This window comes from Plesiocystis pacifica SIR-1, from assembly GCF_000170895.1.
Lineage (GTDB): Bacteria > Myxococcota_A > Polyangia > Nannocystales > Nannocystaceae > Plesiocystis > Plesiocystis pacifica.
In genome coordinates this window covers 1-13,590 of sequence record NZ_ABCS01000086.1, presented here as the reverse complement: position 1 = coordinate 13,590, position 13,590 = coordinate 1, and the positions used below count along the sequence as shown (strand labels likewise).

Below are 13,590 nucleotides of genomic sequence, written 5' to 3'. Positions count from 1 at the left end.
CTACGGGCCACCTCCTTGCTTGCAGAGCTCACCGCGCTGCAAGGCACGAGCGCCGGGGCCGAAGAGGAAGCGATGCCTGGTGCACTTCATCAAGGGGTCCTCGCGCTCTTTCGGGACGACCCATGGATGGCCTTTCGACTCGCTCGAGTCGAGCCCCCTTCCGGCCTCGGGGAGCCCCTCGACCGACAAGCGGCGCTCGACGTCTTCGACGTCGATCTGGCGCGGCGACAGCTCTTGCCCGATCTCGTATTGGTCGCTGACCGGCAGCGAGACGGAGAGCGTGGCGCGGGCCTGGTCCTCACCGTCGAGGTCCAAAGCCGCACGAACAAGCAAAAGCGCTGGCGAATTCCCCACTATCAAGCTGCCTTGGCCGACGAGCACGAGCGCGAAACCTGGGTCGTGGTCGTGTCCTTCGACGCCTCGGTGTCCCGTCAGCTGGCCGCTTGGAGGGAGACTGGGCCGCCGCGCTTCGAGGTGATCGTGCTCGACGCGAGCCGGGTGCCAGCGCGCTACGACATGGCCAAAGCGTTAGCGAAGCCGAGCGCAGCCGTGCTGGGAGCAGCCTTGCACGCCTGCCAGGGTGATATCGGCGCCGCTCGTTGGGGCCTCGAGGTCGTGTCGCGGTTGCCCGCGAAGCGGCGCATGCGTGACGCGACCACGATCTTGGCCGCGGTAGACAAGAGCATGCGCCTCACGCTGATCAAAGAATTTCCGTTCGCCCCCGACGACGACCGTCTCCTGGACATCGAGCGTCGGAGCGGGACCTATCACCTTGGCCTGGAGGAGGGGCTCGAGAAGGGGCTCGAGAAAGGTCGAGCAAAGGGCCGAGAGGAAGGCCGCCGCCATGTACTGAAGACGATGGTGTTCGCGCTCTTGGAGGTTCGGGGGATCCCCTTGTCAGAGACTGAGCGCGCTCGCGTCGACGCCGAGATGCGAATCGAGGCGCTCGAGCGGTGGGCCGAGCTTGCGCGCTCGGTCACGCACGCTGCGGCCTTGTTCGAGCACTCCCCGCTTCGTTAGTTGGAGTTCGTCCAAGACTCGAGCGATCTCGACCGGTCGGGAGTCACTCGCTCGGCGCGGCCCACTTCGAGTACTTCGCCGAAGGACCCGGCCCTGCGAACACCTGGATCGCCACCATCTCGGCGTCGCCGTTTTGGTAGCTGACCTCGGCCCCTGCGGGCATGTAGATCGTCGCCCCCCCGCCGACCTCGTGCTGCTGTCCGTCGATGGTGATCACGCCGCCGCCCTCGAGCACGTGGATGTACTCCTCGGTCTCGTCGCGGTGCACGGGCACGGCCCCGCCGCCGTCCATGCGCAGCAGCCCGAGGTAGGCGTTGTCGCCCATGGCGAGGTGGGTGACCGTCGCCTTGCCGTTGGGCGCGACGGCCTGGGGCGCATCGCCGAGCGCGCGGACGCCGGCAAGAGAGGCCTCGACCGGCGCGGCGGCGGTGGGAGCAGCCTCGCCCGCCTGCTCACCAGCCTCGCTCGTGGTCGTCGCGGCCGAGCTCTGAACCGCGACCGTTGCACATGCGCCAAGGACAAACATGCCCATGGAGGTCAGAAAGGAAGAGCGCATGGAGCAATCCTAACAAGCGCCACCATCGGCCCTCGTTTCACGGCGCTCGCGCACCCTTTTGCTCAGCGAAAAATACGCAAGCCAAACCCCGCCCAACTCGACGGCCATTTCGAGTTTTGAGCTTTGCCCGTAGATCACCGATGATGCCGGCAGGGATCATGACATTGCTGAAGACGTCCACGCGCACTCTGAGCCTTGCCAGCCTCGCTTTCCTACCGTTCCTCGCCGTCCTCGGGACCCCCGCGACGGCTGAGGCGAACGAGCCGAACGAGCCTAGTGAACCCGCCATCCCCATGGCGATGCTCGAGGTCGAGGCCGAGGGCCTCGAGGAGTCGACCGAGGTCTGGGGCGGCTACGAGACCGAACCCTGCGCCTGGCCCTCGGTGGTGCTGGTCAGCGGCGCCGGGAACATCTGCACCGGCACCCTGATCCACCCCGGCGTCATCATGTACGCGGCCCACTGCGGGACCGAGGAGAAGACCATCCGCTTCGGCGACAGCTTCAACGCCGGCAACAACCGCGCCGTCGAGTACTGCAAGGCCTCGCCCCAATACCAGACCCAGGGCACCTACCAGGAGTTCGACTGGGCCTACTGCGTGCTCGAAGAGGAGATGCACGAGGTGCCCTTCACCCCCGTGGGCTTTGGCTGCGAGGTCGACCAGTACCGCTACAACGGGGCCGAGATCGCGGTCGTCGGCTTCGGCAACAACGACGGTGAGGACGGCGCGGGGCGCAAGCGCTGGGCCTTCACCAACATGTACAACCTCGAGACCTACAAGTTCGACGTGGGCAGCGGGACCAACCCCTCGATCTGCTCCGGCGACTCGGGCGGCCCGGCCTTCATCCGCTACGACGACGGCACCTGGCACAACTTCGGCATCGCCTCGACCAAGAGCGGCAGCACCTGCAACGACAACCCCGGCACGCACTCGAGCGCCGTCGAGGCCGTCAAGTGGATCGAGACCGACTCGGGCATCGACGTGACGCCCTGCCACGACCTCAACGGCAACTGGAACCCCAACCACTACTGCGGCAACTTCTCCAACTCCCAGCCGGCCCTGACCGGCGGCTCCTGGTACACCTGGTGCGAGGACACCACGGCCCTCGACTGGTCCAGCACCTGCGGCTCGAGCTTCTACGAGACCGACTTCGAGGACGCCCCGCCGCTGATCCAGATCCAGGTCCCCTCGGACGGGCAGGTGTTCGAGATGGAGCCGGCGAGCTTCGACATCACCGTCGTGGCCGAGGACGCGGGCGGGCTGCCCCTCGAGGAGATCAGCCTCGCCCTCGACGGTGAGCCCCTGGCCCAGACCTACATCGAGAGCCCGGCCGTGTGGGACGGCGCCTCCTTCCCCGACGGCACCTACACCCTGACGGCCACGGCCATCGACTTTTGGGGCAACAGCGCCACCTCCGAGGTGACCTTCACCGTGCTCGACAGCGCCGCCGGAGACAGCGACGACGAGGGCGAAGAGGACGACGGCAACGCCGACGAGGTCGGCGACACCGAAGGCGACGCGGGCTTCGAGCCCGTCGCCCCCGTCGACTCGGGCTGCGCCTGCTCGACGGACGGCGACGAGCCGAGCGCGCCGCTGTGGGCCGGCCTGGGCCTGATCGGACTGCTCGCGCTTCGCCGCCGCCGCTGAGCCGGGGCCCCGGGCCCTCTACGCCAAGGACGGCGCACGTTCACCACGTGCGCCGTCTTTTGTTGACGGGCTAGGGCGAGAAGAACTCCGCGAGCTCGATGGTCGTCAAGCGCCCGGCGTGAGCGGCGTTGTAGAGCGAGGCGTGGGAGCCGACGGTGGCTCGGTAGGTGTCGACGTAGACGTCGGCGAGGTTGCGCTCGAGCTCCAGCTCGATCTCTTCAGCGAAGTTGTTCGAGAACTCGTCGCTGATCCACTCGGGGACCTCGGGGTCATGGACGTCGGCGTAGGACACCTCGAAGGGGTCGGCCGCGGTGATCATCGAGACGCCCTCGAGGGGGACCTCCCCAGCCTCGAAGCCGCAGCCAAGCTCGATCCCGCCAGACTCCGCGGCTCCGAACACGCCCGCGAAGCAGCTCTCGATGACGACCAGGACGCGGCGATAGCTCTCGCCGGCGTAGAGCGAGCACAAGCGCGAGCGCAGCAGACCGGGCGAGAGGCTGGTCTCCCCCCCGGCCAGACCCTCGGCGGCCGTGAGCGCGCCGATCGGCATGCCTTGCTCGCCGCCGTGACCGACCAGGTAGACATAGATGTTGCTCGACGGCCCCGGCTGGATCACCGTCGGCGTGGCCTCGCTGGTCGTGCCCGTGAGGATGTCTCCGAGCTGCTCGGGGCTGAGCTCGAGGCCGTAGTCGATCTGGGCCCCCGCGCGCAGGTCCGGGCCCCCGAGCTGGTTTCGGACCTGGCCAGGCAGGGCGTTGTCGGGGGCATCGGCGAGATCGTCGGCGAGGATCAACACGATGTGCTCGTCGTCGACCCCGCCCTCGCGCAGCAGCCAGTACTGACGCAGAGCGTCAGCTTGGTGGCGGTAGTTGTTCCACCCCGAGCTCAGCGCGGCGATCACCGCCCAGGTCTCGCTCTTGTCCACAGCGGGCGTCCAGGTCGAGCCCTCGGCGTCCGCGGGGCTGGCCTGGGGTCCGGAGACCACGCCCGCGCGGCTCAACAAGCTCGGGTCGCCGGTGTGGATCCGTGCGCCGTAGACCATCGCGCCTCGCTCAATGCGAAAGTGGGTCAGGGTCGAGGCGGCCAGATCCATGTAGCGCTCGGGCACGAAGCGCAGCGGCCCCGTCGCGCCCACGACCTGCGGACTCCGACCCTCGCGCATGGCCGCAAGGGTCGCCGCGACCCCGGCCGCGCTCCAGTCCCCAACGCTCGGCTCATCGGCGTCGGCGACCGCCCGCATGCCGGCAATCAAGGGCTTGCCGCCCACGCCCCCCGAGCGCTCGAGGCCGAACGCCAACAGCAAGATCGCGTCGTATTCGCCAGGCCCGTGGGCAGCCAGAGCTACGCCGGGAAAGCGCGCGCTCGAGGCCGCCTCGAAGGCCTCGTCGCCGGCAGCGCTGAAGCCTTCGATGCCCTCCGCCTGGGCCCCGAGCTCGAGCAGCTTCGAGGCGTCGATGCCCGTATCCGCGAGCACGATCCGCGGGCGCTGACCCGCTGCGGGCATGGCCTCGACCACGCACGCGAGCTCCCGCTCCGAGCTCGCGGCGAGCAGGATCATGTCGGGCTCCGCGGCCAAGGCCGTCGCCACCGCGGGCGCGCAAGCCTCATCGAGGGTCACGACCTCGACCGCCTCGCTGGCGTAGCCGAGCTCCGCGGTGAAGAAGCCAAACCAGTCGAAGAAAGTCGCGGTCGACCGCTCGAGGCTGGTCAGCAGGACGAGCTGCTCGGCTCGCTGCTCGTGGGCAAAGCGCGCGAGCAGCTCGGCCTGGACCACGTCGGACTCGCGCAGGCGCCAGATCTCGCCAAGCCCGCCGTAGGCCCGGAACAGCTCGTCAGCGGTCGAAGTCGTCGAAAGCAGGGGCTTGCCGGCCTCGATGAAGGGCTCGGCGAAGCGCTCGAGGGCTTCCGAGCCCGGCGGGGCGACGACCGCGAGGTGCTCGGAGTCTGCGGCGAGCACCTCGGCGAGCTCGAGCAGATCCATGCCGCTGTCCGCGAGCACCTCGGCGTCGATGTAGTCGAGGGCCAGCGGGCGGCCAGCGACGCCCCCGGCCGCGTTGACGGCCTCGACGGCCCAGTCGAAGTTCCGCGTCCGGAGACCGTCCTCGTCCTTGGAGCCCTCGAGCTCGAGGAACACGGCGACGCGCAGGGCTTTGGGGCTGGGGGGCTGCTCGCCCACACAGGCGCTGAGCAGGACCAGCGAGAGCAGCGTCCACGCGAAGGCGCGAGCGAAGCAGGGGCGGTGGCGGCGTGGCTTCATCGTCAGGATCCGGGCCGCGCCGCGACCCAGCTCGACGCGGTGTCGAGCTGGGCAGCGGCTGCGTCTGCGTCTGCGTCTGCGTCTGGAAAACGAGCGCTCAGTGATTGCCGACGGTGTGCGTGCCGCACGTCACCGTGTTGTCGTTGTTGAGGTTGATCTTGGCGGTGTTGCAGTTGCCGTTGCTGTCGCTGTCGAGCCAGATCCGGTCAAAGCCGTCGTCGAACATCCCGAAAGCCCAGGTGATCCGCTTTTCCAGCATGCTGGAGTTGCCGGTGTCGAAGGTCCCCGCGGTGTGCGTGGTCCCGTCGCACTGGGTCCCGCTGCCATTGAGCGAGGTGCACACGGCGACCGAGTCCACGCCGAAGCCGTCGCTGCCGAAGGTCTCGACCCAAAACAGGTTGTTGCTGGGCACGCCGTTGTAGGTCCGGGTCTTGATGTTGGAGCAGATCTTGGTCTCGTTGCTGTCGACCCCGCCCTTGATGGTGCAGTAGTACTCCGTGGTCTCGCTCTTGTTGATGAAGTGCAGGACGACGTCGCTGTTGGTCCCCGAGTGCGTGGAGTTGTAGGCGTTGACGCTCAGGCCCACGGGCACGACGCCGTTGGAGGGCGGGCTCAGCTCGGCCGGGGCAGAGCAGTACAGCGCCTCGACAGAGGGGGGCGCGTCCTCGGACTCGTCGTGGTCGAAGTCCAGGGGCAGGCAGGTGCCGACGGCCATGTCGGCGTCTTCGTCGTCGTCGACGAAGCAGCTGAGCCCGGCGGCGCAGACCATGCGGTGGGCCTCGCCGAAGCTCGCGGGCGAGCAGTCCTCGCCCTCGCCCCGGGTGCCGGTGAACAGCTCGCCGAGGTCGGGGATCGCGGCCTGGGTGCCGCACTCGGCGGTCGCGTTGGCGGCGGCCGAGAGCACGCCCGCGGCGAACTCGGGGTCGTAGACGATCGCCCCGCTGGTGTAGAGCTCGCTGCCGAGGACCTCGGCCAGGGTGTCCTCGCAGCTCGCGCCCGCGTCGAGGCATTCGTCCATGGTCCCGAAGGGGGCGTCGGCGTCACAGCAGCCCATCGCGCCAGCGCAGCGCAGCTCGTTGCTCAGCTCGCACAGCTCGTCGAGGGCCACGGCGGCCCGGACCTCGGGGACCTCGATGCTCCCCTCGCTGCCTTCGGCCCCACCGCAGCCCGCGGCGACGGACATGGCGATCGAGAGCGCGGTGGCGCCGAGGCGAAGGGTCTGGAGGCGGATGGCGTTTGCGTTTTGAGTGGTCATTGTCTTGCTTCCTCTGGCGCCGCTGAGTCAGCGCGGCGACACTTGGGGAGTCATTCAATGGACCGTTAATCATTCGATTTTGGGCGCATGTCGGCGCTCTGCGTCCTCACTGTTGCGACTTCGTCCAAACCAACCCCAAGTGTGACGCACCCAGCGGGCCGGCCTCGGAGCACGACCAAAGCGACCCTCGAGCTCGAACCGAGCGGAGCTCGGCTGCTGGAACGCAATCCCCGCGCGGCGCCGAGGAGGCCGTCAGGGGATGGGCTCGAAGCCCCCGCAGGCCGTCTCGATCACCGCGATGGACGCTTCGAGGTAGTCGGCGTACCCCGCCGAGCACACGCTGCCCAGGTTCGAGTTGGTGAACAGCTCGGCCCAGGCGGTGAGCTTGGGGCTCGTGTCCGCACCCGTCATGGTCATCAGGTCGAGGGGCTCGCAGTCGCCCCAGGCCGGCGAGCCCCCCGAGATCAGCAAGAACACGACGTTCGACTCGAGCCCGTCCTCGACGGCGACGACGCCCTCGTACCAGGCCTGGGCGTTGGTCGCCGCGTCCGCGTCGGGCTCGGACCAGTCGTCGTCCTCGTCGGTGATCACGACGACGACCGTGAGCGCGTCCTTGCGCAAGAAGCCCTCGGAGCAGGCGTTGCCCGGGGCGAGCGCGGCGAGGGTCGCCTCGGCCTGGCGCTCGCCGGTGTTGCCCTTGGTCCCGACCTCGGCCACGCACGCGAACTCATCGGCGAGGCTGGGGCCGCCGACCATGTAGTTCGCCCCCGAGCTGAACTCGCAGTCCGCTCCCGTGCCGGTCTTTTCGTCGGCCGGCGTCGCGTGGCTCAGCAGCCCGCCGAGTTCGTAGGCGCAGGGGTTGTTCGGGTCCGGCGTCGGCGAGTCGTCGAAGCCGTGGATGTCCGTCTTGGTCACCCCGATGTGGAAGTCCGAGGCCGCCGGCAGGGTGTTCTCGATGGTAGCGATGAAGCCCGGGAAGCTGTCGATGAGCAGCTGCTGCTCGTCGGACATGGAGTTGGAGTTGTCGATGACGAACAGCAAGTCGACCTTCTCGCAGCCCTCGTCGCCGCCCTCCATGGTCGCCGTGGCGGTCGTGTCCTCGTCGGCACCGAGCACGTCGAGCTTGGGGCCGGTGGTCCCCTCGTCCGTGTCCGCGTCCTCGCTCGACTCGCCCTGCTCTGCCGTCTCGCCCTGGGACGCCTCCCCGGCTTCCATCGTCTCGACGGCGTCCGACTCGCTCGACTCGCCGAGCTCGTCGCCGCCGTCGGCAAAGGGAGAGAACACCTCACCCTCGCCGCCGCAGCCGGAGCTGGACAGCGCGAACAACGAGAGAGCGGAGAGGGCGACCGTGAAGCGAGGGCGAGGGCGCATCAGAGCCTGAGTGCGCATTTTGTGTGATATGGCTCAATCGCTGAGCTCTTTTTCTCCCGGGCGGCACCAAGAACGTGTGAGCGGCGGTCTCGAGCAACTCCCCCCTCAGCGCGAAAGCGCGCGAGCTGGGGCCCAACCGGGAGCAGGCGCGCACTTGAGCCTCGCCAAGGCCGAGCCCGCAGAGCCGACGGATTTGGCAGCGCAGCTGGGCCCCTCCCCCGTCGACGAGCCCGCGCAGTTCTACCGGCGCTACTCGCCCTACGTAGCTCGCATCGTGATTCGCCTGCACGCGGTCGACGACGAACTCGAGGATCTGGTCCACGACGTGTTCGCGACGGCCTTTCGCCAGGCGGACAAGCTGCGAGAGCTACGCGCCGTCCGCGGGTGGCTGGCGACGATCACCGTCCGCACCGTCCGGCGGCGCCAGCAAAAGCACCGCCTGCGTCGCATGGTCGGGCTCGACGAACACCTGCCGATCCAGCTCGAGGCCCCGGGCGCGAGCCCAGAACAGCGCATGCAAGTCCAGGAGATCTACCGTTGCCTCGAGCAGCTCCCCGTCAACGACGCCCTGGCCTGGAAGCTGCGCCACGTCGAGGGCGAGACCCTCAAGCAGGTCGCCGCGGCCCTCGAGTGCTCCCTGGCCACGGCCAAGCGGCGCATCGCCCGAGCGAGCGCGCACCTGGAGGTCAACCTCAATGACTAGGAACGCGCAGCGCGAGGTCGAGGCGGTCCGCGAGCAGCTGCGGCCGCAGTGGGACTCGGCGCGAGAGCAGCGGGTCTGGGCTCGGCTCCGGGACGAACGGGTCGCGGCCGTCGCCCGTCAACGGCGCGGCTGGGCGCGGCTCGGGCTCGCCGGAGCGGCGCTGGCCGCTGGGGCCGCGGCGGTCCTCGCCCTGGGCCTGTGGACGCCGAGCGACCCTCCCCAAGGCGCCCTCGCTGGCGCCGAGCATGGCACGCCCGCCGCGAGCGAGCTCGAGCCGAGCCAGACCGAAGCTGACGGTGGCGACTTCGTGTCCCTGCCCGACGGCACCAAGCTGCGCGCGAGCGCGAGCAGCCGCTACGAGCTGCGCCGCGCCGAGCCGGGCCTCGTCGAGCTCGAGGTCGTCTCGGGGCGGCTCGACTTCGAGGTCCCGCCCGACCCCCAGCGGCGCTTCGTGGTCCACGCGGGCGAGGTCCAGATCGAGGTCGTGGGGACGGCCTTTGGGGTCGAGCGCGAGGCCGACACCGTCGCCGTCACGGTCTCCCGGGGCACGGTGCGCGTCAGCGCAGACTGGCGCGCGCCCGTGCTCTTGACCCGCGGCGAGCGGCTCGAGCTCCAGGCCCACGCCCCGCCCGTCCCCGCCCACGCCTCGCCCGAGGGCAGCCCGGACTCGGCCGACGCGCCCGCCCCTGCCAACGCCGACACGCCGACGCCGCCGGCCCCTGCTCCTCCCGCGACGAAGGCCGACACGCGCTGGCTCGAGCTCGCCGACGCGGGCGAGCACGACGAGGCCTGGGCGGCCCTCGGGGGCGGCTTCGTCGATCGCAAGGATCCCAAGGCGCTCATGGCCGCGGCCGACGTCGCGCGCCTGACCCAGCACCCCAAGGCCGCCGTGGGCTGGCTCGACGTGGTCATCGACGACCACGCGCGCTCGCCCCTCGCTCCCCTCGCGGCCTTCACCAAGGGCCGCCTGTTGCTCGAGCGCCTCGGCGACCCGGCCGGCGCGGCCGAGGCCTTCGCCACCGCCGGCAGCCTCGCGCCCGAGGGCCCCCTCGCCGAAGACGCCCTCGCGCGCGCGGTCGAGGCCCTGGCCAAGGCGGGCAAGGACGCGCGCGCCCGGGCCCAGGCCGAGCGCTACGTCGAGCGCTACCCCGACGGCCACCGCCTCCAGCTGGTTCGGCGCTGGGGAGGCCTCGACTGAGTGTGGGCGCGTCACTCCTGGCCGCGGCCCTGAGCCTGACCCTCGCCCTCGGGCCGAGCGACCCGCCTGCGGAGGAAGCCCCGGCGCGCGCCGACCCGCCCACGGTCCAGGTCAGCCTCGACGCCTGCACCGAGCACGACCCCCGCGCCCTCGAGGGCCTCCTCTCCCTCGAGTTTGGCCCCCCAATCCAAGTCCGCGTCGTGTCTTCGACGCAGACTGAGCCCAGCCCCGCAGACCCACTCACCAGCCGCGTGCGCGTGGGCTGCGGACCGGAGAGCCTGACCCTCGCCCTCGACGATCCGCTCACCAACAAGCGCATGGAGCGAGACTCCCGACTCCCAGCCGGGGGCGACGACTGGGGACGCCGGGCCCTGGCCCTGGCCATCGTCGAGTTCGTGCGCGCGAGCTGGCTGGAGCTCGAGCTCGCGGCCGAGCGAGCGCCCCCTCCCCCCGCGGAGGCGGAGCCGGCGAAGCCCCCCGCCCCTTCGCCAGCTCCACCCCCGCCCATGCTCCGCCGCGCGCGGGCCGAGGCTGCCCAGCCCGCGCGCCCGTGGACGCTGTCCCTCGGCCCCCGCGTCGAGCTCTTCCCCAAAGCCTCCGCCGTCCACGGCGGCGGCCAGCTCCGGCTCACCCACCGACCGAGGCGTCCACTGGCCTGGAGCCTCGGCGCCGCCGTGGTCCACGGACGCCACGCCCTCGAGGGCGACGCCGCCCCGCCGGGCGCTCGAGTCCACTCGACCTTGGTCCAGCTCGCGCCCGCCCTGCTCGCCGTCCTCGCCCGCCCACGCTTCGCCCTCGCGGCCGGCGGGGGCGCCCGCCTGGCCCTCGTCGACGTCCGCGGCTCCGCCTCCGATCCCGAGCTCGCGGGCCGTGACTTTCGCCGAGCCCAGGGCGGCGCCTTTGCCCTCGTCCAAGCTCGACTCGCGCTCACCAACGCCCTCAGCCTGTCCGCCGAGCTCGAGGCCGGCGGCAGCTTCGGCCCGGTCACCGCCCTCGTCGGGGGCGAGCCCGTGTTCACCCTCGACGGCGCCTGGGTCGGCGGCGGGCTGCTCCTGGCCGTCCATCTCCCGCGCCCGTCGAGCCCCTCCCCAAAATGACGCGGCCGCGCCCTACTCGATGGGCACGAAGGTCTCGCAGGCCGTCTCGATCACGCCGATGGCCTCGGCGAACACGTCGACGTAGCCCGGCGCGCACACGTCCGCCTCGAAGGCGTTGGTGAAGCGCTGGGCCAGGCCCGTGAGCACGTCGCTCTCCTTGGCCGTGTCCGGATCGCTGATCTCGAAGGGCGGGCAGGTCCCCCAAGGCGGCGAGCCCCCGCTGATCAGGGTGAACACCACGTTGGTCTCGACCCCGCCCTCGACGGCCTCGATCGCCGCGTACCACTGGTCGATGCGCGCCTGAGCGTCGCTGATGTCCGGCTCGCTCCAGTCGTCGTCCTCGTCGGTGATGACCACGATGACGAGCAGCGCGTCGTCGCGGACGAAGCCCTGGGCGCAGCTCGAGCCTGGGTCGAGGGCGCCCAAGATCGCGTCGGCGTGGCGCTCGAGGCCGTTGCCGTGGACCCCGACCGCCGCCGCGCAGGCGAACTCCTCGGCCAGGTCGGGGCCGTTGACCATGTAGCGCGCCCCCGAGCTGAACCCGCAAGGCTCGCCGTAGCCGCTGTTGCCGTCCGCGGGTGTCTCGCGGTCGATCAGGCCGCCCAAGGTGTTCACGCAAGGATCCTCGGCGAAGGGCTGCGCGTCCTGGCCAAAGCTCCCCGGCGCCAGGCCCAGGTCGTCGGTGGTCGTGACCGCGACGTGGAGGTCGCTGGCCTCGGGCAGCACGTCCTGGATGGTGTCCGCGAAGGCCGGGAAGGCCGCGATCAGGTTGGTCTGCTCCGTCAACATCGAGCCGGAGTTGTCGATCACGAACAACAGGTCGATCTTCTTGCAGCCGTCGTCCCCGTCTCCGGTCGTCCCCGGCCCCGCTTCCTCCTGGCCCATGTCCAGGAGCGGCCCCGTGTCCGTGCTCGCCTCGTCCCCCTGGTCTGCGCCCTCGCCGTCGTCTTCCCCGAGCTCGTCGAGCCCCACGGTCACGGCTTCGTCCGGGGGCTCCTCGGACACGCAGGCGAAGGCAAACAAAGACAGCGCGAGGATCGAGCGCGAGACGAGCGGCTTGGTCATCGCTGCCTCAGTGCGGTGCCTCCTCGAAACGGCTCACACAAAATTTCTCTGAGCCACTCTCGAGCTCCCCGGCACCCAGTCCGAGAGGCCACCTGCCGCCATGCCCATGAGCACCACCGACGACGTACGCATCCGCGGTCTCCGCCCCTTGCTGCCTCCGGCGATCTTGCTCGAGGAGCTGCCCATCGACGCCGCCGAGGCCGCGGTGGTCGAGGCCGGCCGCGCCGGCGTGCGCGACATCCTCGCGGGCGAGGACCGACGCCTCGTCGTGGTCGTGGGTCCGTGCTCGATGCACGACCCCGAGGCCGGCCTCGAGTACGCGACGCGCCTCGCCGAGCTCGCGACCGCGCTCGGCGAGGCCCTCCACGTCATCATGCGCGTGTACTTCGAGAAGCCGCGGACCATCGTCGGCTGGAAGGGCCTGATCAACGACCCGCGCGGCGACGGGAGCTTCGCCATCAACCACGGCCTGCGCCAGGCGAGGGCCTTCCTGCGCGAGCTCGCGCGCTTGGGCCTGCCCGCGGGGACCGAGTTCCTCGACCCCATCAGCCCGCAGTTCATGGCCGACTTCGTCAGCTGGGGAGCGATCGGAGCGCGGACCGTCGAGTCTCAGGTCCACCGCGAGCTCGCCTCGGGGTTGTCCATGCCGATCGGGTTCAAGAACGGCACCGGCGGGAGCATCCAGATCGCCGTGGACGCGATCCGCTCGGCCGCCCACCCCCACCACTTCCTCTCGGTCACCAAGCAGGGGCTCGCGGCCATCGTCGAGACGGCCGGCAACCCCTGGGGCCACCTCATCCTGCGCGGCGGCAAGGACGGACCGAACTACGCGGGGGAGGCCCTCGAGCACGCCCTCGAGCACCACCGCCGCGCGGGCCTGCGTCCGCGGGTGATGATCGACTGCAGCCACGGCAACTCCGGCAAGGATCACCTGCGTCAGGCACGGGTCGCGCGCGAGGTCGCCGACACCGTCTCCGCGGATGGGCAGCACGCGATCTTCGGCGTCATGCTCGAGAGTTTTTTGGTCCCCGGTCGGCAAGATCGGCATGACCAGGCAGCGCTCACCTACGGCCAGAGCGTCACCGATGCATGCATGGGCTGGGGGACGACCGTAGAAGTGCTGGAACACCTCGCCGAAGCCAGCGCCCAGCGGACCATGGGGCGAAGCGCGGCCATGGCATAGATGGCCTCATGTATTCCCACCAGGTTGGCGGAGCGAGATCGAGGAGAGGTCACCGCCCGCAGCGATCAGTTCAGCTTACGCCTCGCTTTCATGGGACGCACCCACGGACGCGGGCGGCGACCGCCTGCATGCCATGGAGCAAGTCGAGCTCGCCCGCCGTGAGCTCGCCGGCAAGCACCACGGCGCGCAGACCCTCGCCGAGCTCGAGCGCTGGCTCGATGAGCATCGTTGCAGAACCC

The 13,590-nt window shown here is 70.3% G+C and carries 11 protein-coding genes; 6 read left to right on the top strand and 5 right to left on the bottom strand.

Annotation, left to right across the window (positions count from 1 at the left end):
* The first annotated feature begins 15 nt into the window (after positions 1-15).
* Entirely contained in the window at positions 16-1,020 is a 1,005-nt protein-coding gene (locus PPSIR1_RS44370) for a hypothetical protein (protein WP_232296574.1), read from the top strand.
* A 43-nt stretch (positions 1,021-1,063) separates the two neighbouring features.
* Here PPSIR1_RS44370 and PPSIR1_RS31225 read toward each other — a convergent pair whose 3' ends face one another.
* Positions 1,064-1,576 (bottom strand): cupin domain-containing protein, encoded by a 513-nt coding sequence (locus PPSIR1_RS31225; protein WP_006975228.1) that lies wholly within the window; start codon positions 1,574-1,576, stop codon positions 1,064-1,066.
* 293 nt (positions 1,577-1,869) lie between these two features.
* Here PPSIR1_RS31225 and PPSIR1_RS31220 point away from each other — a divergent pair, with 293 nt between their 5' ends.
* Positions 1,870-3,222: a trypsin-like serine protease gene (locus tag PPSIR1_RS31220; RefSeq protein ID WP_006975227.1), complete on the top strand. Its 1,353-nt coding sequence runs from the start codon at positions 1,870-1,872 to the stop codon at positions 3,220-3,222.
* Between the two features lie 70 nt (positions 3,223-3,292).
* On the opposite strand, the gene PPSIR1_RS31215 is transcribed toward PPSIR1_RS31220, so the two are convergent.
* The 3 genes from PPSIR1_RS31215 to PPSIR1_RS31205 form a co-directional block, all read right to left on the bottom strand.
* Positions 3,293-5,479 carry a C13 family peptidase gene (locus PPSIR1_RS31215; protein WP_006975226.1) on the bottom strand — a complete coding sequence of 729 codons (2,187 nt, stop codon included), beginning with the start codon at positions 5,477-5,479 and terminating at the stop codon, positions 3,293-3,295.
* A 97-nt stretch (positions 5,480-5,576) separates the two neighbouring features.
* Complete coding sequence (locus PPSIR1_RS31210; protein ID WP_006975225.1) at positions 5,577-6,734, bottom strand: hypothetical protein; 1,158 nt, start codon at positions 6,732-6,734, stop codon at positions 5,577-5,579.
* Between the two features lie 252 nt (positions 6,735-6,986).
* A complete protein-coding gene (locus tag PPSIR1_RS31205; RefSeq protein ID WP_006975224.1) occupies positions 6,987-8,060 on the bottom strand; it encodes a hypothetical protein in 1,074 nt (357 codons plus the stop codon).
* Between the two features lie 199 nt (positions 8,061-8,259).
* Between PPSIR1_RS31205 and PPSIR1_RS31200 the strand changes: the two genes are divergently transcribed.
* The 3 genes from PPSIR1_RS31200 to PPSIR1_RS31190 are packed head-to-tail and all read left to right on the top strand — an operon-like array spanning position 8,260 to position 11,103.
* Entirely contained in the window at positions 8,260-8,808 is a 549-nt protein-coding gene (locus PPSIR1_RS31200; protein WP_006975223.1) for an RNA polymerase sigma factor, read from the top strand.
* On the top strand, positions 8,801-10,006 hold the full coding sequence (locus PPSIR1_RS31195; RefSeq protein WP_006975222.1) for a FecR family protein: 1,206 nt from the start codon (positions 8,801-8,803) through the stop codon (positions 10,004-10,006). Before PPSIR1_RS31200 ends, PPSIR1_RS31195 begins: the two co-directional genes overlap by 8 nt.
* A 2-nt stretch (positions 10,007-10,008) precedes the next feature.
* The gene (locus tag PPSIR1_RS31190; RefSeq protein WP_006975221.1) at positions 10,009-11,103 is read left to right on the top strand and encodes a hypothetical protein; all 1,095 of its coding nucleotides are present in this window, start codon (positions 10,009-10,011) and stop codon (positions 11,101-11,103) included.
* Between the two features lie 12 nt (positions 11,104-11,115).
* Here PPSIR1_RS31190 and PPSIR1_RS31185 read toward each other — a convergent pair whose 3' ends face one another.
* A complete protein-coding gene (locus PPSIR1_RS31185) occupies positions 11,116-12,168 on the bottom strand; it encodes a hypothetical protein (RefSeq protein WP_006975220.1) in 1,053 nt (350 codons plus the stop codon).
* Between the two features lie 100 nt (positions 12,169-12,268).
* On the opposite strand from PPSIR1_RS31185, the gene PPSIR1_RS31180 reads away from it, so the two are divergent.
* Complete coding sequence (locus tag PPSIR1_RS31180; protein WP_006975219.1) at positions 12,269-13,351, top strand: 3-deoxy-7-phosphoheptulonate synthase; 1,083 nt, start codon at positions 12,269-12,271, stop codon at positions 13,349-13,351.
* Positions 13,352-13,590 lie beyond the last annotated feature (239 nt).

Bases quoted from the DNA above. Each gene is read 5' to 3' on its own strand.
- PPSIR1_RS31225 (WP_006975228.1), bottom strand. From the start codon at position 1,576: ATGCGCTCTTCCTTTCTGACCTCCATGGGCATGTTTGTCCTTGGCGCA.
- PPSIR1_RS31220 (WP_006975227.1), top strand. From the start codon at position 1,870: ATGGCGATGCTCGAGGTCGAGGCCGAGGGCCTCGAGGAGTCGACCGAG.
- PPSIR1_RS31215 (WP_006975226.1), bottom strand. From the start codon at position 5,479: ATGAAGCCACGCCGCCACCGCCCCTGCTTCGCTCGCGCCTTCGCGTGG.
- PPSIR1_RS31210 (WP_006975225.1), bottom strand. From the start codon at position 6,734: ATGACCACTCAAAACGCAAACGCCATCCGCCTCCAGACCCTTCGCCTC.
- PPSIR1_RS31195 (WP_006975222.1), top strand. From the start codon at position 8,801: ATGACTAGGAACGCGCAGCGCGAGGTCGAGGCGGTCCGCGAGCAGCTG.
- PPSIR1_RS31185 (WP_006975220.1), bottom strand. From the start codon at position 12,168: ATGACCAAGCCGCTCGTCTCGCGCTCGATCCTCGCGCTGTCTTTGTTT.
- PPSIR1_RS31180 (WP_006975219.1), top strand. From the start codon at position 12,269: ATGCCCATGAGCACCACCGACGACGTACGCATCCGCGGTCTCCGCCCC.